The 20,032-nt window shown below is 71.0% G+C and carries 21 protein-coding genes; 11 read left to right on the top strand and 10 right to left on the bottom strand.

Annotated elements, in window-relative coordinates; all coding sequences use genetic code 11:
* Positions 1-49: 49 nt before the first annotated feature.
* The gene (locus P8T65_RS27140; protein WP_316727838.1) at positions 50-1,009 is read left to right on the top strand and encodes an S-methyl-5'-thioadenosine phosphorylase; all 960 of its coding nucleotides are present in this window, start codon (positions 50-52) and stop codon (positions 1,007-1,009) included.
* Between the two features lie 141 nt (positions 1,010-1,150).
* On the opposite strand, the gene P8T65_RS27135 is transcribed toward P8T65_RS27140, so the two are convergent.
* Positions 1,151-1,345, bottom strand: coding sequence for a hypothetical protein (locus P8T65_RS27135; RefSeq protein WP_316731970.1), 195 nt, complete (start codon positions 1,343-1,345; stop codon positions 1,151-1,153).
* Between P8T65_RS27135 and P8T65_RS27130 the strand changes: the two genes are divergently transcribed.
* Positions 1,299-1,820: a hypothetical protein gene (locus tag P8T65_RS27130; RefSeq protein ID WP_316731743.1), complete on the top strand. Its 522-nt coding sequence runs from the start codon at positions 1,299-1,301 to the stop codon at positions 1,818-1,820. The genes P8T65_RS27135 and P8T65_RS27130 overlap by 47 nt on opposite strands.
* Positions 1,821-1,949: 129 nt before the next feature.
* Positions 1,950-2,426, top strand: a complete 477-nt coding sequence (gene mscL / locus P8T65_RS27125) for a large conductance mechanosensitive channel protein MscL (protein WP_316727837.1) — start codon at positions 1,950-1,952, stop codon at positions 2,424-2,426.
* A 28-nt stretch (positions 2,427-2,454) separates the two neighbouring features.
* Here the strand turns inward: mscL and P8T65_RS27120 are convergent, their stop codons facing one another.
* Positions 2,455-2,643, bottom strand: coding sequence for a hypothetical protein (locus tag P8T65_RS27120; protein ID WP_184892979.1), 189 nt, complete (start codon positions 2,641-2,643; stop codon positions 2,455-2,457).
* 175 nt (positions 2,644-2,818) lie between these two features.
* Between P8T65_RS27120 and P8T65_RS27115 the strand changes: the two genes are divergently transcribed.
* The 4 genes from P8T65_RS27115 (at position 2,819) to P8T65_RS27100 (ending at position 7,648) form a co-directional block, all read left to right on the top strand.
* Entirely contained in the window at positions 2,819-4,075 is a 1,257-nt protein-coding gene (locus P8T65_RS27115; RefSeq protein ID WP_316727836.1) for a low temperature requirement protein A, read from the top strand.
* The gene (locus tag P8T65_RS27110; RefSeq protein WP_316727835.1) at positions 4,065-5,096 is read left to right on the top strand and encodes a P1 family peptidase; all 1,032 of its coding nucleotides are present in this window, start codon (positions 4,065-4,067) and stop codon (positions 5,094-5,096) included. Before P8T65_RS27115 ends, P8T65_RS27110 begins: the two co-directional genes overlap by 11 nt.
* 418 nt (positions 5,097-5,514) lie before the next feature.
* A complete protein-coding gene (locus P8T65_RS27105) occupies positions 5,515-6,732 on the top strand; it encodes an Ig-like domain-containing protein (protein WP_316731741.1) in 1,218 nt (405 codons plus the stop codon).
* Positions 6,733-6,889: 157 nt separating this feature from the next.
* Entirely contained in the window at positions 6,890-7,648 is a 759-nt protein-coding gene (locus P8T65_RS27100) for a DUF6227 family protein (RefSeq protein ID WP_045556191.1), read from the top strand.
* Positions 7,649-7,680: 32 nt separating this feature from the next.
* On the opposite strand, the gene P8T65_RS27095 is transcribed toward P8T65_RS27100, so the two are convergent.
* The 4 genes from P8T65_RS27095 to P8T65_RS27080 form a co-directional block, all read right to left on the bottom strand.
* Positions 7,681-7,959: a hypothetical protein gene (locus P8T65_RS27095; protein WP_316727834.1), complete on the bottom strand. Its 279-nt coding sequence runs from the start codon at positions 7,957-7,959 to the stop codon at positions 7,681-7,683.
* Between the two features lie 178 nt (positions 7,960-8,137).
* Positions 8,138-10,252, bottom strand: coding sequence for a fructose-specific PTS transporter subunit EIIC (locus P8T65_RS27090; RefSeq protein WP_316727833.1), 2,115 nt, complete (start codon positions 10,250-10,252; stop codon positions 8,138-8,140).
* Positions 10,253-10,595: 343 nt separating this feature from the next.
* Positions 10,596-11,543, bottom strand: a complete 948-nt coding sequence (gene pfkB / locus P8T65_RS27085) for a 1-phosphofructokinase (RefSeq protein WP_316727832.1) — start codon at positions 11,541-11,543, stop codon at positions 10,596-10,598.
* Entirely contained in the window at positions 11,540-12,394 is an 855-nt protein-coding gene (locus tag P8T65_RS27080; RefSeq protein WP_316727831.1) for a DeoR/GlpR family DNA-binding transcription regulator, read from the bottom strand. The genes pfkB and P8T65_RS27080 overlap by 4 nt, the downstream gene beginning before the upstream one ends.
* Before the next feature lie 303 nt (positions 12,395-12,697).
* Here P8T65_RS27080 and P8T65_RS27075 point away from each other — a divergent pair, with 303 nt between their 5' ends.
* Positions 12,698-13,672 carry a YafY family protein gene (locus P8T65_RS27075; RefSeq protein WP_316727830.1) on the top strand — a complete coding sequence of 325 codons (975 nt, stop codon included), beginning with the start codon at positions 12,698-12,700 and terminating at the stop codon, positions 13,670-13,672.
* 629 nt (positions 13,673-14,301) lie between these two features.
* Here P8T65_RS27075 and P8T65_RS27070 read toward each other — a convergent pair.
* Positions 14,302-15,300 (bottom strand): RNA polymerase sigma factor RpoD/SigA, encoded by a 999-nt coding sequence (locus P8T65_RS27070; RefSeq protein WP_184892965.1) that lies wholly within the window; start codon positions 15,298-15,300, stop codon positions 14,302-14,304.
* A gap of 193 nt (positions 15,301-15,493) precedes the next feature.
* Here P8T65_RS27070 and P8T65_RS27065 point away from each other — a divergent pair, with 193 nt between their 5' ends.
* Positions 15,494-16,012, top strand: coding sequence for an N-acetyltransferase family protein (locus P8T65_RS27065; protein WP_316727829.1), 519 nt, complete (start codon positions 15,494-15,496; stop codon positions 16,010-16,012).
* 10 nt (positions 16,013-16,022) lie between these two features.
* On the opposite strand, the gene P8T65_RS27060 is transcribed toward P8T65_RS27065, so the two are convergent.
* Together P8T65_RS27060 and P8T65_RS27055 are read right to left on the bottom strand one after the other, a co-directional pair.
* Positions 16,023-16,376: a DUF1330 domain-containing protein gene (locus P8T65_RS27060; protein ID WP_316727828.1), complete on the bottom strand. Its 354-nt coding sequence runs from the start codon at positions 16,374-16,376 to the stop codon at positions 16,023-16,025.
* Between the two features lie 238 nt (positions 16,377-16,614).
* On the bottom strand, positions 16,615-17,400 hold the full coding sequence (locus P8T65_RS27055) for a class III extradiol ring-cleavage dioxygenase (RefSeq protein WP_316727827.1): 786 nt from the start codon (positions 17,398-17,400) through the stop codon (positions 16,615-16,617).
* 208 nt (positions 17,401-17,608) lie between these two features.
* On the opposite strand from P8T65_RS27055, the gene P8T65_RS27050 reads away from it, so the two are divergent.
* Positions 17,609-18,115, top strand: a complete 507-nt coding sequence (locus P8T65_RS27050; protein WP_316727826.1) for a MarR family transcriptional regulator — start codon at positions 17,609-17,611, stop codon at positions 18,113-18,115.
* Between the two features lie 203 nt (positions 18,116-18,318).
* Here P8T65_RS27050 and P8T65_RS27045 read toward each other — a convergent pair whose 3' ends face one another.
* A complete protein-coding gene (locus P8T65_RS27045; RefSeq protein ID WP_316731740.1) occupies positions 18,319-19,782 on the bottom strand; it encodes an MFS transporter in 1,464 nt (487 codons plus the stop codon).
* Here P8T65_RS27045 and P8T65_RS27040 point away from each other — a divergent pair.
* Positions 19,733-20,029: a hypothetical protein gene (locus tag P8T65_RS27040; protein WP_316731969.1), complete on the top strand. Its 297-nt coding sequence runs from the start codon at positions 19,733-19,735 to the stop codon at positions 20,027-20,029. The two genes, P8T65_RS27045 and P8T65_RS27040, sit on opposite strands and share 50 nt — an antisense overlap.
* Positions 20,030-20,032: the final 3 nt, after the last annotated feature.

The raw sequence follows: 20,032 nt of genomic DNA, 5'->3' as shown, positions 1-20,032 counted from the left end.
GACGACCGGCGGGGTCTTCGGCGTTTCCGGGCCCGGTTAAGGTGCGGGCATGGCGAACACGGAGCACGTGGACAGCGGGGTCGGGCCGGCGGGCGGTACGGGCACGGCGGACGGCACAGCAGCGGCGGACACGGCGCATGACACGGCAGCGGCGGACACGGGGCAGGCCGATCTCGCCGGTCTGGCCGAGATCGGTGTCATCGGCGGATCGGGGTTCTACTCCTTCCTCGACGACGTGACCGAGATACAGGTCGACACCCCCTACGGACCGCCCAGCGACAACCTCTTCCTCGGCAAGATCGCCGGACGCCGCGTCGCCTTCCTCCCGCGCCACGGCCGCGCCCACCATCTGCCGCCGCACCGCATCAACTACCGCGCCAACCTCTGGGCCCTGCGCTCCGTCGGCGCGCGCCAGGTGCTCGGCCCGTGCGCGGTGGGCGGTCTGCGATCCGAGTACGGACCGGGCACGCTCCTCGTCCCGGACCAGCTCGTGGACCGTACGAAGTCCCGCTCCCAGACCTACTTCGACGGCCTCCCCCTGCCCGGTGGCGCCGTCCCGAACGTCGTGCACGTCTCGCTCGCCGACCCCTACTGCCCCGTCGGCCGCAAGGCCGCTCTCGAAGCGGCGCGCCGACGCGACTGGGAACCGGTGGACGGCGGCACTCTCGTCGTGGTCGAGGGCCCCCGCTTCTCCACCCGCGCCGAGTCGCTGTGGCACCAGGCCCAGGGCTGGTCCGTGGTCGGCATGACCGGCCACCCCGAGGCCATCCTGGCCCGCGAACTGGAGCTCTGCTACACCTCCCTCACCCTCGTGACCGACCTCGACGCCGGAGCCGAGACCGGCGAGGGCGTCTCCCACGAGGAGGTTCTCCAGGTCTTCGCCGCCAACATCGACCGCCTCCGGGGCGTCCTCTTCGAGGCGGTCGCCGCCCTGCCGCCGAACGACGGCCGCGACTGCCTGTGCACGAAGGCGCTGGGCGGGATGGATCCGGGGTTCACGCTGCCGTGACGGGGTGAGGGCCGGGCTCGGCGCCTCGGCGCCGAGGCGGAACTCCTCGTTCTAGTGGCGAGGTTTTCCACAACCGGTGGGTGGTCCACAGGCCTCGGCGGGTCTCGCCGCGAAGCCTCATCGTGGGACCGCAAGCCGATCTCACACAGCAGGTGGTGGCCTCATGTCCCGTACTCCGTTTCCGTCCGTGCCGGTGTCCCCGAGGGCCTTCTCGCCCTCTCCGTCGCCGTCCTCGCACTCGCCGTCGCCGTCGTCCTCCTCTCGCTCGTCGTCGTCCTCGTCCGCACGCATCCCGTCCTGGGCCGCCGGCCCACCCGGCACCGACGCCCCTCCCACCTGCGAGATCCCTCAGTTCGCCCCGCTGCGGGTGCACGGCGGAGCGCACCGCCTCCGTCGTCTCGCCCGCTGTCGGCGGCGAGCCATGGCCGCCGGTCTTGCGGTGACCGCCGCCGCCCTGTTGGTGACAGGGGCGGGCCCGAGGGAGGGGGAACGGGTCAGGGGCCACCCTGTGGCCGACCCGGTCCCCGAACGGCCCGCCCGCGTGGGGACGGTGACCGCCCCGGTGCGCATCGCCGACGCCGCGACGGTACGGCTGCTGCGGCCGGGCGATCGGGTCGACGTGATCGCGGCCGAGGAGTCCGCGACGGGCGGTGCCGCGAGGGTCGTGGCCCGGGGCGCCCGTGTCTCCGAGGTGCCCACCGCCGACGCGGCCGAGAGCGGGGCCCTGGTCGTCCTGACGGTGCCCCGGCGCACGGCGGCCCGGCTGGCCGGCGCGGGTGCCACGTCCCGCCTGGCGGTGACCCTGTGGTGACCGCGTTCCCCGCCGCCGGACCTCACCCGTCAAGTCGCACGATGGAAGGACCCAGTTGGACATCCGGGCCCTGCCCTGACGTAGGTTGCGGAGTCGTTTGTTCCACAACCAGCGCAGAGAGGCCTCGTGGTGAGCGTGAAGAAGGAGCCGAGCGTCTGGGAGGGCTTCAAGGCCTTCCTGATGCGGGGGAACGTCGTCGACCTGGCCGTCGCCGTGGTCATCGGCGCGGCCTTCACCAACATCGTCAACTCCGTGGTGAAGGGGGTCATCAGCCCGCTGGTGGGCGCGTTCGGCACGAAGAACCTCGACCAGTACCGCTACTGCCTGAAGGACCCTTGCGAGGTCTCGGCGGACGGAACGGTCACCAAAGGCGTCTCCATCCTCTGGGGCACGGTGCTGAACGCGACGCTCACGTTCCTCATCACCGCGGCCGTCGTCTACTTCCTGATGGTGCTCCCCATGTCCAAGTACCTGGCCCGCCAGGAAGCCCGCCGGAAGGCGAAGGAGGGCACGCACGAGGTCATCGAGGTGACCGAGCTGGAGGTCCTGAAGGAGATCCGCGACGCCCTGGTGGCCCAGCGCGGTTCGGGCCACGACCGCACTTAGCGGAGGCGGAGACCTGCGGCGGGCCGAGTCAGATGTGGTGGGGCGGCTTCTCGTCGAGGAAGCGCTTCAGGTCGGCCGCGCTGTCGCCGCCCTCGCCGGACCGCTCGCCCCAGCCGTGGTCCGAGTCGTCGGACGACGGCCGACTGAGCGGGTCGTCGAAGACCAGCGCGGCCTTGGGGTCACGCGGTTCGGGGCCGGGGGCGGGAGCGGTACTCATGCGTCCAGGGTACGGCCCCGCGCCCGGACCGCCGTCGGCGCCGGCCCCTCGCACGTCCCCTCCCCCGGCCTCTTCGCACCCGCCTCGGGCCCGTCCGCGCACACCCTCAGTCCGCCCCGGAACGGGTGAACACCCGAGCGAGAATTCCAGCGGGTTTTCTGGTGTGCTTGGCCCCATGACGCCCAGTTCCACATCCCCGCCTCCCTCGGCTCCCGTCCCCTCCTCCGGCGCCGGAAGCGCGCCGGTGCGCAGGCTGGTCGCCCGGAGTCGCGAGGAGCACCGGGTCGCCTCGCCGCTGGAGCTCTTCTTCGACCTGTGCTTCGTCGTGGCCGTCGCCCAGGCGGGCGTGCAACTGGTCCACTCCGTCGCGGAGGCACACGCCGCCGAGGGCATCCTGAACTACGCGATGGTCTTCTTCGCCATCTGGTGGGCCTGGATGAACTTCACCTGGTTCGCGTCGGCGTACGACAACGACGACGTGCCCTACCGACTGGTGACCCTCGTCCAGATCTCGGGTGTCCTGGTCCTCGCCGCCGGGGTGGGCCGGGCCTTCGAGGACCACGACTGGTCCCTGGTCGTGCTCGGCTACGTGATCATGCGGCTGGCGATGACCGCGCAGTGGCTGAGAGCCGCACGGACCGCGACGGACGCGGAACGGACCACGGCCCTGCGGTACGCGGGTGGTGTGGCGCTGTGCCAGATCGGCTGGCTGGGGCTGCTGGTCCTGCCGGAGCCGGCCAGACCGTGGCTGTTCCTGGTGATGGCGATCGCCGAGCTGTCCGTCCCGGTGTACGCGGAGAGAGGCTTCCAGACGTCCTGGCATCCGCACCACATCGCGGAGCGGTACGGCCTGTTCACCATCATCGTGCTGGGCGAGACGATCCTGGCGGCCACGGTCGCGGTGAAGTCGGCGGCCGACGAGAACGACGCGCTGGGGGAACTGCTGCCGATCGCGGTGGGCGGGCTGCTGATCGTCTTCTCGGCGTGGTGGATCTACTTCACCGTTCCCATCCACGGTCATCTGCGCTCCAGCAGGGAGAGCTTCCTGTGGGGGTACGGCCACTACCTGATCTTCGCATCGGCCGCCGCGATCGGCGCGGGTCTGGAGGTCGCGGTGGAGGAGACGGTGCACAAGGCGCACATCTCCACCCTGGCCGCGTCCGCGGCGGTGACGCTGCCGACGGCGCTGTATCTGATCTCCGTGTGGGCCCTGCACGCCCGCCACTTCAAGGTGGGCACGGCACAGCAGACGGTGCTGCCGCTCGCCGCGCTGGCCGTGGTGATGTGCACCTTCCTGGGGCACTGGGCGGTGCCGGCGGCGGGCGCCGTGTCGGCGGTGACGGTCGCGGTCGGGGTGACGCTCACCGCCCGCGGCCACGAGCCGGGAAAGCCCGCGCGGGCCCACGACAACCGAGACGCTCATGGCAGTTGACGCGTTGACCGATGTGTTCGGCCTGCGGGTCGGGCACGCGACCCGGGTCGGCGGGGGCTGGCTGACCGGTACCACGGTCGTGCTGGCTCCGGAGGGCGGCGTGGTCGCGGCCGTGGATGTGCGCGGCGGCGGGCCCGGCACGAAGGAGACGGACGCGCTCGATCCGCGCAACCTGGTGCAGAAGGTCGAGGCGGTGGTGCTGACCGGCGGCAGCGCGTACGGGCTGGACTCCGCGTCGGGGGTGATGGCCTGGTTGGAGGAGCGCGGACGGGGCGTGCGGGTGGGCCGTGAACCGGCGCACGTCGTGCCGGTCGTGCCGGCCGCCTGTGTCTTCGACCTGGGCCGGGGTGGCGACTTCAAGGCGAGACCTGATGCCGCCCTCGGCCGCGCCGCGGTCGAGGCGGCGGACGCGAGCGAGCCCGGCGCCCCGGTGGCGGAGGGATGCGTGGGGGCCGGGACGGGGGCGGCGGTCGGGCTGTTGAAGGGCGGCATAGGCACCGCGAGCACCGTGCTGGACTCGGGGATCACGGTGGCCGCGCTGGTGGTGGCCAACGCGGCGGGATCGGTGACGGACCCGGAGACGGGGGTGCTGTACGGGGAGTTGTTCCAAGGGCGTGCGAGGTATCCGGCGCCGGAGGTGCACGGGAGAGCGCGTCGCCGCCTGGCCGAGGCCGCCGCGAAGAGTCCCCCTCCCCCGATGAACACCACGCTGGCCGTGGTCGCCACCGACGCCGACCTGAGCCGCGCCCAGGCCCAGAAGCTGGCCGGCACGGCACACGACGGCATCGCCCGCGCCGTACGCCCCGTGCATCTGCTCAACGACGGGGACACCGTGTTCACCCTGGCGACAGGCGCGCGCCCGCTGCCACCCGAGGCCGGCCCCCTCGCCCTGAACGAACTCCTGGCGACAGGAGCCGACTTGGTGACCCGAGCGATCGTACGAGCGGCACGTGCGGCCGAGTCGGTGACGGGCCCGGGCGGAGTGTGGCCGTCGTACGGGGAGTTGTACGGGAGGGATTGAGGGGCGGGGCGAGGACGGGAGCGGAATGGATAGGAGCTGTCCGGCCGATCATGCTCGGCACCCCGGCTCCGTGTGGGCACCAGCGGCCCGCCGATGCGGAGTTCTGAGGATCCGCTCCGGCTCACGCACAGAGCCAGATGACGAGGGCTGCCGCGCGTAAGCCTTTGCGCAGGCGGGCGGCCTGGCTGGCTGGCTGCGCCGGGACATCTGTTCAGGTACTGCGGCATCCATGTCGCCGTTCTCCTGATTGCGGAGGCCCGTGGTTCCCGTCTGGCCGTTGCGAGCGATTGTCCCGGTTCTGTCACGTGGTGCCCCGAGAAGGCAACGGGGGGAACCCGCTCGGCCGCCGTTCGCTCTATGTCCACGTACCGGAGCGGATGACGTGGATCGCCTAGAAGCGAAGAAGCTGGAGCAGATCGTGACAAGGCCGAAGATTGCTGTACGGCGGGCACTGGGGACCTGTGCCGTGCTGGTGGTCGGTGCGCTGACCGTCACCGGCTGTGGCGGGGACGCCCAGGCGGACAACAAGGGTGGCGGCAAGGGGACTTCGGCCGAGGACACCGCGGCGCGGATCACGATCTCCGCGAAGGACGGTTCGACGAGCGCGTCCATCAATGCGACCGGGGTGAAGGTCAGCGGCGGCAAGCTGACCGACGTGACGATGACCGTCGCGGAGGGCGGCGCGGCCGTGCCGGGCGAGATATCGGCGGACGGGCGGTCCTGGAAGCCGAAGGAGCAGTTGGAGCGCGGCACGAAGTACCGGATCTCGGCGACGGCGAAGAACGCCGACGGGAAGACGTCGGCGGCCAACTCGATCTTCACGACCGTGTCGACGGCCAACAGCTTCATCGGGACGTACACGCCGGACAACGGCACCACGGTCGGGGTGGGGATGCCGGTGTCGTTCACCTTCGACAAGGCGATCACGGACCGCAAGGCCGTGCAGTCGCACATCACGGTGACGTCGAGCAGCGGGCAGGAGGTGGTGGGGCACTGGTTCGGGGCGCAGCGGCTCGACTTCCGGCCCGAGGAGTACTGGAAGGCCGGTTCCAAGGTCACGATGAAGATCGACCTGGACGGCGTGGAGGGCGCGAACGGGCTCTACGGGGTGCAGGACAAAACCGTCACCTTCACGGTCGACCGGTCCCAGGTGTCCACGGTCGACGTGAACACGCAGACCATGACGGTGGTGCGGGACGGAAAGACGATCAAGACCGTGCCGATCTCGGCCGGCGCCGCGGCGACTCCGACGTACAACGGTCAGATGGTGATCTCGGAGAAGTTCCGCCAGACGCGGATGAACGGGTCGACGGTGGGCTTCGGCGGCGAGTACGACATCTCGGACGTGCCGAACGCGATGCGGCTGACGACGTCGGGCACCTTCGTCCACGGCAACTACTGGTACAACCAGGGCAACCCGCCGTTCGGGCGGCAGGGCACCAGCCACGGCTGCATCGGCCTCGCGGACGCCCGGGGCGCGAACAGCGACACGCTCGGCAAGTGGTTCTTCGACAACTCGCTCATCGGGGATGTGGTGACCGTCAAGAACTCCCCCGACAAGACGGTCGCGCCGGACAACGGCCTCAACGGCTGGAACATGCCGTGGAGCGAGTGGACGGCGGGGGACGCCATCTGACCACGTCTTTCCGGTAGTTCGTCGGGCCGCGCGGGAACCAACCGCGCGGCTCCGGCGTTTTACAGGCGTACGTTTTCTCGGTTCCCGGACATGATGTCCGACCGAGGGGCTACGGTATGCACCCACAAGGTGACATGCAGCAACGCCGGGAGAAACCTTGAGCGTTCCGTACGAGACGGCAGCGTACGAGCCACCCGAGTCGCCCGAGTCTCCTGAGGAGCACCTCGCGCGACTCCTCGGCCGCGCCCTGAACTCCTTCGAGCTGCCCGACGAGACCATACGGCAGCTCGACTGCGCCCTCGCGCACGACAGCTCGCTGCACTCCGCGCACTACAGTTCGGGGCTGCACCGGGCGACGTACCGGCACACCTGGCTGCTCGCCGACGGTTCGGCCGTCACCCTGTGGGAGCTGGTGCACAACACGGTGCCGGGCAGTGACACCCAGCACGAGGTGTACACGGACGACGAGGAGCTGCGGGCCGCCACCGCGCGGCTGCCGCTGCCGCCGGACGCCCCCGACTTCGAGCTGCCCGTCACGGTGGAGCTGGCGGCGTTCCCCGAGCCGCGGCATGAGTACGTGCCGGACGATTCGGCGGATCATGCCCGTCGGCTGCTGCGGCGCGCGGAGAACCCGGATCCTCCCGGGGACGAGCTGGCCACGTTACTGCTGCGGACCGCGTTCGCGCACGAGATCACGCAGGCCTTCGGCCGCCCGCACCGTCCCGCGCGCCGGGGTCGGCCGGGTCTCAGTTTCTCGCTGTACGAGCACGCCTTCCTGCTCACCGACGGGCAGGAGATCTCCCTCTGGGAGGTCGAGCACACGGCCACTCCGGACGGCCGTCACATGTGCGAGGTGTACGTCTCGGAGGACGCGGCCCGGGACGCGATGGAGCGACGGGCGGGGACGCTCGGCTAGTCGGCCGGGCCCACCTCGCGGGAGCGGTGTGCTCAGGCCAGGCGGTCGTCGCTGAACTGACGGGCCAGGAACGCGAACGCGTCCTGTTCCGCCGGGGTCAGCTCCACGTGTTCCACGTGGGGGCCCTTGCGGAGCTGGTGGGGCAGTCCGCGCAGGCGCTGTCCGCGTCGGCGGGCCAGGTCGGCGAAGCGGCCTCGGTGGATGTCGCGGTCGCGGCGCAGTACGCGGACGAGCACGGCGACCCAGATGACCGCGGCGAGGGCGAGGGCGGTCCCGCCCATCAGCTGAAGTATCGACACGTGCTCAGGCATGCCGTCCAGTAGACACCACCGGATGGGACTTTGAGCCCGGACCGTGACGTATCTCGCAGGTACGGCTTACACGTCACACGGGTTGTAAAGGATCTCAAAGGGGCGCACGGGGCAGAAACACGAACGGCCGCGGCCCCCTCGCGTGGGAGGGGGCCGCGGCCGTCGTACGGTCCCGGGTTCAGGCCGCGACCGGTTCCTTCGTCTCCGCGGTGGCGGCGGGGGCGGACTGCGGGGCCGCGCCCGGCTGGGTCTTGCGCATGCCCTTCAGGACGATGACCAGGCCGGCCGTGACGGCCGTGCCGATCGCGATGGCGAGCAGGTAGAGGAACGGCTTGCCGATCAGCGGGGTGACCCAGATGCCGCCGTGCGGGGCGCGCAGGGTCGAGCCGAAGGCCATGGCCAGCGCGCCGGTGACCGCGCCGCCCGCCATGGAGGCGGGGATCACGCGCAGCGGGTCGGCGGCGGCGAACGGGATCGCGCCCTCGGAGATGAACGAGGCACCGAGCACCCAGGCCGCCTTGCCGTTCTCGCGCTCGGCGGTGGTGAACAGCTTCTTGCGGACGGTGGTGGCGAGGGCCATGCCCAGCGGCGGGACCATACCGGCCGCCATGACCGCCGCCATGATCTTCATCGCGGAGTCGCTGGGGTCCTGCACGGCGATGCCAGCGGTGGCGAAGGCGTAGGCGACCTTGTTGACCGGGCCGCCGAGGTCGAAGCACATCATCAGGCCGAGGAGGACGCCGAGCAGGATCGCATTGCTGCCGGAGAGGCCGCTGAGCCAGTCCGTCATGCCCTTCTGGGCCTCGGCGATGGGCTTTCCGATCACCACCAGCATCAGGAAGCCGACGATCATCGAGGAGACGAGCGGGATGACGACCACCGGCATGATGCCGCGCAGCACCGGCGGGATCTTGATCCGCTGGATGGCGAGGACGACCCCGCCGGCGATCAGGCCGGCGACCAGGCCGCCGAGGAAGCCGGCGTTGATGTTGGCGGCGATCATGCCGCCGACGAAGCCGGGGACGAGTCCGGGCCGGTCCGCCATGCCGTACGCGATGTAGCCGGCGAGGACGGGGATCAGGAAGCCGAAGGCGACGACGCCGATCTGGAACAGCAGGGCCGCCCAGCTGGTGACCTGCAGCCAGTCGAAGTGCTCGGTGACCGGCTTGGCGCTGTTGATCTCCCAGCCGCCGATCGCGAAGCCGAGCGCGATGAGCAGACCGCCCGCGGCGACGAACGGGACCATGTAGCTGACGCCGGACATCAGCCACTTGCGCAGCTTGGTGCCGTAGCCGTCGCCGGAGTCGCCCGCGCGGTCGACGGGGGTGCCGCCGGGGCGGGCGGCCGTGACCTCGCCGCGTTCGGCCTTGCCGCGGACCTCGGAGATCAGTGCGGCGGGGCGGCTGATGCCCGCCTTCACCCCGACGTCGACGGTGGGCTTCCCGGCGAACCGGTCCTTCTCCCGTACGGGGACGTCGTGGGCGAAGATCACGCCGTCGGCGGCGGCGATGACCGCCGGGTCGAGGCGGGTGAAGCCGGCCGAGCCCTGTGTCTCGACGACGATCTCGACGTCACCGGCGTCGCGGCCCGCGTTCTCCAGCGACTCGGCGGCCATGTAGGTGTGGGCGATGCCGGTGGGGCAGGAGGTTACGGCGACGATTCGGAAGGGGCGGACCTCCTCGGCGGGGGCCGCCGCTTCGGGCGCCGCCGGGACTGTCGCGGCCGGGGTGGCCGGGGTAGCCGCTTCGGGGGTCGCCGGGGCCGGGGTCGTGCTGACCGCGGCGGCGTCGGGGGAGGCCGTTCCGCCCGACGCCGCCGCGGAGTCCTCGGTGCCCGCGGTGCTCTCGGCCGGGGCGTCGCCCCGGATCAAAGCGGCCGCGCGGGCGGCGTCGTCCACGGCGCGCAGCGCGTCCGTGAACTCGGTGTTCATGAGCTGGCGGGCGAGGGAGGAGAGGATCGTCAGGTGCGCGTCGTCCGCGCCCGCCGGGGCGGCGATCAGGAAGATCAGGTCGGCGGGGCCGTCGGGTGCGCCGAAGTCGACGCCGGCCGCGCTGCGGCCGAAGGCGAGGGTCGGCTCGGTGACGTGCTCACTGCGGCAGTGCGGGATGCCGATGCCGCCGTCGAGGCCGGTCGGCATCTGGGCCTCACGGGCCGCCACATCGGCCAGGAAGCCGTCCAGGTCGGTGACCCGGCCCTGCGTCACCATGCGCTCGGCGAGGGCACGCGCCGCCGCTTCCTTCGTATCGGCGGACAGGTCGAGGTCGACCAGGTCCGCGGTGATCATCTCGCTCATCGCGGGCTCCTTCGCACGCGTATCGCCCGGGGGCTGGGGTGGGCGGGGGTGGGAACGGAAGTGTGGGGGGCGGGGGCCACGGGGGCCGACGGAGGGAGGGGGAGGAGGGGGAGGAGCGGGGCGGCGGGTAAAGCAAAACGAAGGTTCGTTCGCATGCCGCCGCTGCCAACGCCGCAAGCCTGGCGCCGACGCCGCCTCAGGCCGCCCGCTCGGGCGCACGCCGAGGGACGTCGAAAACGAACGTTCGCTCCCGGACCGCCGCCCACCCGGCCCGACCGCACCTCACCCGGGCCAACTCCCCCAAAACGAAGGTTCGTTCGCGGACACCCACTCCCGGCGCCCCTCATGACGCCGGCTCCCTCAGCACCCGGTCCGTGGGCACCTCCCGGGTCACCGTCACCGCCGTCGGGTCCAGGTCGGCGGGGGTGGGCATGACACTGCCCGGGAGTTGCACGGCCGCGGCGCCGTGGGCCACGGCCGAGGCGAGGGCCGTCGGGCCCTGGCCGCCGGCGATGAGGAAGCCGGCGAGGGAGGAGTCGCCGGCGCCGACGTTGCTGCGGACGGTGTCGACGCGGGCGGTGCCGTACCAGGAGCCGTCGGCGTCGACGAGGAGTTGGCCGTCGGCGCCGAGGCTGGCCAGTACCGCGGCGGCGCCCATCCCGCGAAGTTCCTCGGCGGCCTTGACGGCGTCGCCGACGGTGGTGAGAGGGCGGCCCACGGCTTCGGCGAGTTCCTCGGCGTTGGGCTTGACGACGTCGGGGCGTTCGCGGAGCGCGGCGAGGAGGGCCGGGCCGGAGGTGTCCAGGGCGATGCGGGCGCCTGCGGCGTGGGCGCGGGCGACGAGTTCGGCGTACCAGGAGGGGGCGAGGCCGCGCGGGAGGCTGCCGCAGCAGGCGATCCAGGAGGCGTCGGCGGACTGGGCGCGGACGGTCTCCAGGAGGAGTTCCTGTTCGGCGGCGGAGAGTTCCGGCCCGGGGGCGTTGATCTTCGTCAGGACGCCGTCGGCCTCGGCGAGGGCGATGTTGGAGCGGGTCGCCCCGGCGACCGCCACGCGGGCGACCTCGATGCCCTGTGCGTCGAGCAGGTCCGCGACCAGTGCGCCGGGCGCGCCGCCGAGGGGCAGTACGGCCACGGTCCGGCGCCCGGCGGCGGCGACCGCTCGGGAGACGTTGACGCCCTTGCCGCCCGGGTCCATGCGTTCGCCGGTGGCCCGGATGACCTCGCCGCGGTCGAGGGAGGGGACCTCGTAGGTGCGGTCGAGGGAGGGGTTGGGGGTGACGGTGAGGATCATGAGCGGTGGTCCTTCCGGCCGTTGGCGCCAGGGACGCCGGGGACGCCCGCGCCGGCGGAGCCAGCCGAGCCGCCGGTGGGCTCGGTGCCCGGGACGCGCAGCACTTCGGTGCCCTTGCGTTCGATGGCGAGGGCGTCCTCGGGGCTCAGGCCGGAGTCGGTGATCAGCAGGTCCACGTCGCTCAGGTCGCCGAAGCGGGCGAAGTGTTCCTGGCCGTGCTTGGAGGAGTCGGCGAGCAGCACGACGCGGCGGGCGGCGCTCACCGCCGCCCGTTTCACGGCGGCCTCGGCGAGGTCGGGGGTGGTCAGGCCGTGGTCGGCGGAGAAGCCGTTGGCGGCCACGAACAGGACGTCGGCGCGGATCTCGCCGTAGGCGCGGAGCGCCCAGGCGTCGACGGCGGCACGTGTGCGGTGGCGGACGCGGCCGCCGACAAGGTGGAGCTGGATGCCGGGATGGTCGGCGAGACGGGCGGCGATCGGCAGGCTGTGCGTGACCGCGGTGAGCGTGGCCTCCAGGGGGATGGCGGCGGCGAGGCGCGCGATCGTCGTACCGGCGTCGAGGACGACGGTGCCGTCGTTCGGGAGTTCGGCGAGGGCGGCCTGGGCGATGCGGTCCTTCTGGTCGGCCGCGGTGCCCTCTCGTTCGGCGAGGTCGGGCTCGAAGTCCAGGCGGCCGGCGGGGATCGCGCCGCCGTGCACCCGCTGGACGAGGCCGGCGCGGTCGAGGGTCTTCAGGTCGCGGCGGATCGTCTCGGCCGTGACCTGGAACTCCTCCGCCAGCGACACCACGTCCACCCGGCCGCCGTCACGGGCGAGCCGGAGGATCTCCTGCTGCCGCTCCGGTGCGTACATGTCCGTTCGCCTCCGACTGATGCCCGACTCTGTGGTTTCGCTCGGAGGCTACGCCTGGATTTCCGGAAAGTAAACAGGTTCGGGCAATACTCGGACCGACTCGGACATGATCGGGCGTGACACGGACGGCGAGGGAGAACGGGATGCCGGTGAGGCCGGCCTTCAGGACGCTCCAGCCGAGGCCAGGCGGCCGCCTTCATGGACCTCGTCGACCTTCAGGGGCGCTCGTTGTCGAGGTCATGCCTTGAAGGTAGAGGTCGAGCAGGTCAGTTCGTGTCCTAGTTCTCCGGCATGCTCAGGGGCATGACCACTGACACTCCGGCGCGGCTCCTCCAGCTCCTCTCCCTCCTGCAGACGCCACGCGAGTGGCCCGGTGGTGAGCTCTCCGAGCGGCTCGGGGTCTCGCGGCGCACCGTCCGGCGGGACATCGACCGACTGCGGGAGCTGGGGTATCCCGTGCAGGCGACGATGGGGGCCGACGGCGGCTACCGGCTGGTCGCGGGGAAGGCCATGCCCCCGCTCGTGCTGGACGACGAGGAGGCGGTCGCGATCGCGGTGGGGCTGCGGGCCGGGGCCGGGCACGCCGTGGAGGGGGTGGACGAGGCCTCCGTACGGGCGCTCGCCAAGCTGGAACAGGTGCTGCCGTCGCGGCTACGCCACCGGGTCTCCACCCTGCAGGCCGCCACCACTCCCCTGACCAGTGGTGACGGGGCGACCGTGACGCCCGAGACGCTGACCGTGATGGCCTCGGCGGTGGCGGGGCACGAGCGGTTGCGGTTCGCCTACCGCTCCGGCGACGGGACGGACTCGCGTCGCCACTGCGAGCCGTACCGGCTCGTGTCGACCGGGCGCCGCTGGTATCTCGTCGCGTACGACCTCGACCGCGCCGACTGGCGGACTTTCCGGGTGGACCGGGTCGAGGAACCCTTCGCCACGGGCGCCCGGTTCGCGCCGCGCGAGCTGCCGACGGGGAGCGCGGAGGAGTATCTGAAGCAGTCGATCTACCAGCGGCAGGAGACGTACGAGTGCGACGTCACCTTCGCCGCGCCGGCCGAGGTCGTCGCGGCCCGGGTGCCCCGCTGGGTCGGTACACCCGAGCCCGTCGACGAGCACAGCTGCCGGTTGCGGGCCTCCGTGGGTGACTCCGTGGAGTGGCTGGCGTTCCGGCTCGCGATGCTCGACTGCGACTTCACGGTGCATCAGCCGCCGGAACTGGTCTTTTACGTAAGGGAGTTGGGGGCGCGGCTGACGCGGGCGGCGAGGGACGTCGCAGGGTGAGGCGCGGGTGACGGTGCCTCTGACGTGCGGAGACGGCCCTCGCCGGGCTCCGGCGGAGTGGGGCTCTGTGGCAGAATCTGCCGCTCGGGTCACCCCGGGGTTCAGGTCCGGGGTGGCCCGTCGGCGTACAAGGCAGCGGAAGCGGCGACGGCTGCGGGAACAGCGGCGACGGCGACGGCGGCCTCGGGGGCGGTAATCGAGCCGGGCTTCGGCGCCAGGGGGGGAGGCGCCGAAGCCCGGCTCTGGGAGAGTCCCGGCGCTGGGGGGAGAGCGTCGGGACTCGGCTTCGGATGACTGTGGTCGCGGCGGTCGAACTCCGGGTCCCGGGCCTGAGGCTCCGGGCCGGTGAAGTCTGGGCCCGGAAGTCTTGTGCCCCGGGAACGGGGAGTTGAAGCGACGTAGTACGGCCAAGTAGCGGCGTAGTACGGCCAATCGGCGGCAAGGTACAGCCAAACGTGGCCGGCGTGCGGTCAGGCGTGGACAGCGGGCGGACATTCGGCCCGTCATGTCGATCATCCGCCAGTCATGGCCGACGCACTGCCGAGGTGTGGGCGGAGAGGCCGGGCCGGGCCCCGTGGCGGCCCCAGGGGGGCAGGCCGTGACGGGGCCCTGGTCGGTGTGCGGCCGGATCAGGCGGCGGCGTCGAAGCCGGTGTCGCGGGCGAGCTTCTTCAGTTCGAGCAGGGCGTGCTTCTCGATCTGGCGGATCCGCTCGCGGGTGAGACCGTGCTCCTTGCCGACCTCGGTGAGGGTGCGCTCGCGGCCGTCCTCGATGCCGTACCGCATCTTGATGATGGACGCGGTGCGCTGGTCGAGGCGCCCGATGAGGCTGTCCAGCTCCTCGCTGCGCAGCAGCGTGAGCACGGACTGCTCGGGCGAGACCGCGGAGGTGTCCTCCAGCAGGTCGCCGAACTGGGTGTCGCCGTCGTCGTCCACCGACATGTTCAGCGAGACCGGGTCGCGGGCCCAGTCGAGGACGTCGCTGACGCGGTCCGCGTTGGAACCGAGCTCGGCGGCGATCTCGGCGGGCTCGGGGTCGCGCCCGTGCTCGCGGTTGAACTCGCGCTGCACACGGCGGATCCGGCCCAGTTCCTCGACGAGGTGGACGGGCAGCCGGATGGTGCGCGACTGGTCGGCTATCGAGCGGGTGATGGCCTGACGGATCCACCAGGTGGCGTACGTCGAGAACTTGAAGCCCTTGCGGTAGTCGAACTTCTCCACCGCGCGGACCAGGCCCGCGTTCCCCTCCTGGATCAGGTCGAGCAGGGGGAGGCCGCTGCGCGGGTACCGCCGGGCGACGGCAACGACGAGGCGCAGGTTGGATCGGATGAAGATGTCCTTGGCCCGCTCGCTGTCGGCGACCAGGGCTTCGAGCTCCTCGCGGCTGGCGTCCGCCCTGGCCTGCTCCTCGCCGTCGAGGATCTGCTGTGCGAACACACCCGCCTCGATGATCTGGGACAGCTCGACTTCCTTGGCGGCGTCGAGCAGCGGTGTACGCGCGATCTCGTCGAGGTACATGCCGACCAGGTCGCGGTCGGCGATCTCGCCGCCAGAGGCGCGAACGCTGCGAGCCGCGTCGGTCCGACCGGAGGCGGACGAACGACGAGCGGCGACGGCACGGGTTGCCATGCGTGCTCCCTTGCGATGGTGGGCTGGCAGGGTCGTGTCTGTTCCTACGTGTGTCTTGATGCGGCCGCTCGGACACTCTCCCGAGTGCCCTGCTTCCGAAGGAAACAACGACTGGAATCAGGACAGAATTCCCAACCCGTCCCACTATTTTTCTGATCTTGCAGTACCCTGTGCCGCCACAGGAGGGGGCGTGATGTCTGCGGGGTCCGTAGAGGTGCAGGTCAGACCAGGAGTCGAGACCGACCTCGTCGTCCTCACCGACATCTACAACCACTACGTCCGTGAGACGCCCATCACATTCGATACCGCTGTCTTCACTCCGGAAGAGCGCCGTCCTTGGCTGCTCTCCCACCTTGAAGACGGACGGCATCGCCTGATGGTTGCCGTCGAGACGGGTTCACAGCGGATTCTGGGGTACGCCACGAGCAGCGCGTTTCGCGTGAGGCCGGCGTACGACACCTCGGTGGAGGTGTCGGTGTACCTCGCCCCGGACGCGGGCGGCCGGGGCGTGGGCACGCTGCTGTACAAGGCGCTGTTCGAGGCGCTCGCCGACGAGGACGTCCATCGCGCCTACGCGGGCATCGCCCAGCCGAACCCGCCGTCGACCCGGCTGCACGAGCGCTTCGGGTTCCGGTACGTCGGCACCTATCGCGAGGTCGGGCGGAAGTTCGGCCGGTACTGGGATGTGGCGTGGTACGAGAAGGAGCTGTGACTTCTTCGGCTCACTGCTCGACGGCGGCCAGGGAGTCCCTCATGGTCTTCGCGGTGGTGCGGGGGTCATAGCCGTCGGGTACCCCTTCGACCAGGATGATGTCGCCCTGGATGTGGCGTGAGCGCAGCGGGGCGATCTCCTGGTACGCGGGCGAGTCCCACCAGGCGCGCGCCTCGGCGATGCCGGGAAAGCCGATCACGACGACGGCTCCGGGCCAGCTCCCCTCCTTCACCTCGTGCGGGGTGACGTGCACGAGAAAGCGTCCGCCGTACGGCTCGAATGTGGCGGGGATGCGCTCGATGTACTCGGCGATCTCCGGGTGCGGGGCGGCGTCCTTGAGGTGGGCAATGGCGTAGGCGGGCATGCGCGTCCCTCCGGTCGGTCGGTCCGTCCGTCCGTCCGTCGACAGGGGCGACCCCGTCGAGGGCGGCCCCCGTCGGTCGGGGCGGTCGGGCTGTGTACGTCGTCGAGCCTGGCAGGCGTACGGGCCCGGGTCGATGACCTGTCAGGTAATCGACCCCGGCCCGCGTCGTGCCCGTTCCCCGTATCCGCCGTACGCGCGTCCCGTACCCGCGCCCGCGCCCGCGCCCGCGCCCGCAGTGTCAGCCGAACTGGACCGAGCGCTTCGCCAGGCCCATCCAGAAGCCGTCGATCACCGACTTCTGGGCGTCGAGTTCGCCGGCCGCCTCGGCCGCGCCCATCGTGACGAAGAGGGGGGCGAAGTGCTCCGTGCGGGGATGGGCCAGCCGTCCGGCCGGGGACTTGTGGAGGAAGTCCAGGAGGGCGTCCCAGTCACGGGACTCCAGGGCCCGGCGGCCCCAGTCGTCGAACTCGGTGGACCAGGTCGGCACCCCGGCCTGCCGCAGGGCGGCGAGGTTGTGGGTGAAGAAGCCGGAGCCGATGATCAGCACGCCCTCGTCGCGCAGGGGCGCGAGCTTGCGGCCGACGTCCATCAGCTTCAGCGGGTCCAGGGTCGGCATGGAGATCTGCAGGACCGGTATGTCGGCGTCGGGGTACATCTCGACGAGGGGGACGTACGCGCCGTGGTCGAGGCCCCGGTCCGGGATGTCCTGGACGGGGGTACCGGGGGCCTGGAGCAGCTTGCGGACCGAGGCCGCGAGCTCGGGGGCGCCCGGAGCGCCGTACTGGACCTGGTAGTAGTGCTCGGGGAAGCCCCAGAAGTCGTAGACCAGGGGGACGGCGTGGACCGCGCCGAGCGCGAGGGGGGCCTCCTCCCAGTGGGCGGAGACCATGAGGACGGCCTTGGGGCGGGGCAGTTTCGCGGCCCAGGCGGCGAGTTCGCCGGGCCAGATCGGGTCGTCGGCGAGCGGCGGGGCCCCGTGACTCAGGTACAGGGCGGGCATGCGCTCGACGGTGGCGGCGGACATAGGGGTGACTCCCTCAATACATGCGCGACGCACACGACACACACGCCTCGGTGGGCCCGGCAGCCGCTTCTGTCTCCTTGGGCACGCCCGGCATTCCGGGCGCTTGAGACCTCTCCCAACTCCCCAGTAGTTGAAGTCTCAATAGTTCTTGTTTCACGTTACATCCTCATAGTTCAAATTTCAAGGAGGGCCCTCGTACAGTGGGGGCATGAAGACCGCATCCGCCGACGAAGAACCCCGCTGGCTCACCGACGAGGAGCAGCGCACCTGGGTCGCCTATGTGCACGCAAAAACCCTGCTCGAAGACCATCTCGACCGCCAGTTGCAGCGTGACGCGGGCATGCCGCACCTCTACTACCACATGCTCGTGGTGCTGTCCGACGCGCCGCAGCGGCGGCTGCGGATGACGGAACTGGCGATGCATATGAAGATCACGCGTTCGCGCCTGTCGCACGCCGTGGCCCGGCTGGAGAAGAACGGGTGGGTGCGGCGCGAGAACTGCCCCGTGGACAAGCGGGGGCAGTTCGCGGTTCTCACGGACGGCGGGTACGAGACGCTCCGCAAGAGCGCGCCCGGACATGTGGCGGCGGTGCGGCAGGCGATGTTCGACCGGTTGTCGCCGGAACAGCGGAAAGCCCTCGGCGAGATCATGGAGATCGTCGCGGAGGGGCTTCAGCCGTCGGAGGCGGGGGCGGATCTGCCTTGGCTGCGGTAGGGGGTCTTCCCCGTGTGGATCTTGTCGTGGATTCCGTCGTGGAGATGTGCGGGTGAGTGGGGGCTGTTCGCGCAGTTCCCCGCGCCCCTGACGGGGCGCGTCGACTGACCGGACGCGGGGTGGAGCAGGGGCCTTGGTGCTCCTGCTCCACCCGTTCCGTCATCGGTGTCCGTCGGGTTCCGGGTCGGGGGCCGGTGCCTTGGTCAGTGGGCGATCACCGGGACCTTGACCTCGTTCGTCGCGTCCGCGCCCTCGGCCGTGGTCGCCGTCATGTCGGGCTTGCCCGTCGTGACGAAGGTGAAGGCGATGGCGGCGGAGGCCGCGAGGATGCCCACGGCGAACCAGATGGCGTTGGTGTACCCGTGGACCATGCCCTGGAGCTGGACCAGCTGGGCCGCCGGCTTCGAGGTGGCCGAGCCGATGTGGTCCGCGACGTAGGACGTGGTGGCGGAGGCCGCGATGGTGTTCAACAGGGCCGTACCGATGGCGCCACCGACCTGCTGGGAGGTGTTGACCATGGCGGAGGCCACGCCCGCGTCACGCGCCTCGACCCCGTAGGTCGCCAGGGACATCGCCGGCATGAACGCCGTACCCATACCGAGGCCGAGCAGCAGCTGGGCCGGCAGCAGCAGGGTGGTGTACGAGGAACCGACCTCCATCTGGGTCAGCAGGAGCATGCCGAGACCGGCGACCAGGAAGCCTGGGGCCATCAGCAGGCGCGGCGGGACCCGGGTCATCAGACGGGTACCGATCTGCGTCGAGCCGATGATCATGCCCGCGATCATGGGCAGGAAGGCGAAGCCGGTCTTGACCGGGGAGTACCCCTTCACGATCTGCAGGTAGTAGGTCAGGAAGAGGAACAGGCCGAACATCGCGATGATCGCGAGGCCGAGGGAGAGGTAGACACCGCCACGGTTGCGCTCGGTGATCACGCGCAGGGGCAGCAGCGGCGCCTTGACCTTGGACTCGACGAACACGAAGGCCGCGAGGAGCACCGCCGAGGCGACGAACAGGGTGATCGTCATCGAGTCGCCCCACCCGTCGGACTCGGCCCGCGTGAAGCCGTAGACCAGGGAGACCAGGCCCAGGGTGGACAGGACGACGCCGGGGATGTCGAGCGGGGAACGGTTGCGGCCGCCTGCGGGCTCACGGATGACGAAGTACGCGCCGACCGCGGCGATCACCGCGAACGGGATGTTGACGAAGAACGTCCAGCGCCAGTCCAGGTACTCGGTGAGGAAGCCGCCGAGGATCAGGCCCACGGCGCCGCCGCCACCGGCGATCGCGCCGTAGATGCCGAACGCCTTGGCGCGCTCCTTGGCGTCGGTGAACATCACCGCGAGGAGGGAGAGCGCGGCGGGCGCGAGCAGCGCGCCGAAGGCGCCCTGGAGCGCGCGGGCGCCCAGCATCATCGCCTCACCGGTGGCCGCGCCGCCCAGTGCGGAGGCGCCGGCGAAGCCGATCAGTCCGGTGACGAAGGTGCGCTTGCGGCCCCAGAGGTCGGAGATACGGCCACCGAAGAGGAGCAGACCGCCAAAGGCCAGGGCGTACGCGGTGATGACCCACTGCCGGTTGCCGTCGGATATCCCGAGGTCCTGCTGGGCGGAGGGGAGGGCGATGTTCACGATGGTCGCGTCGAGCACAACCATCAGCTGGGCGAGGGCGATGAAGACGAGCGCTTTCCAGCGGTTGGCGTGCGCGTCGTTCGCCCGTGATGCCTCTGTCTGCGATGGCTTTGTCTGTGACGGCCTTGCCTGTGATGCCTTGGACGACTCGGATGTGCCGGCTGTTTCGGACATGGGGGTACCCACTTCGGGACTTCGTGACGGAAAAAGGATCGGTGAACGGACCGGCGACGGCGACGGCGACGGCGACGGCCGGGAACTCAGCTGGTCAGGACAGGCGGTTCGGTAAGGG

It is taken from the genome of Streptomyces sp. 11x1, assembly GCF_032598905.1.
Taxonomy (GTDB): domain Bacteria; phylum Actinomycetota; class Actinomycetes; order Streptomycetales; family Streptomycetaceae; genus Streptomyces.
The sequence above is the reverse complement of the archived record's forward strand: the minus strand, read 5'-3'. Positions and strand labels throughout refer to the sequence as shown.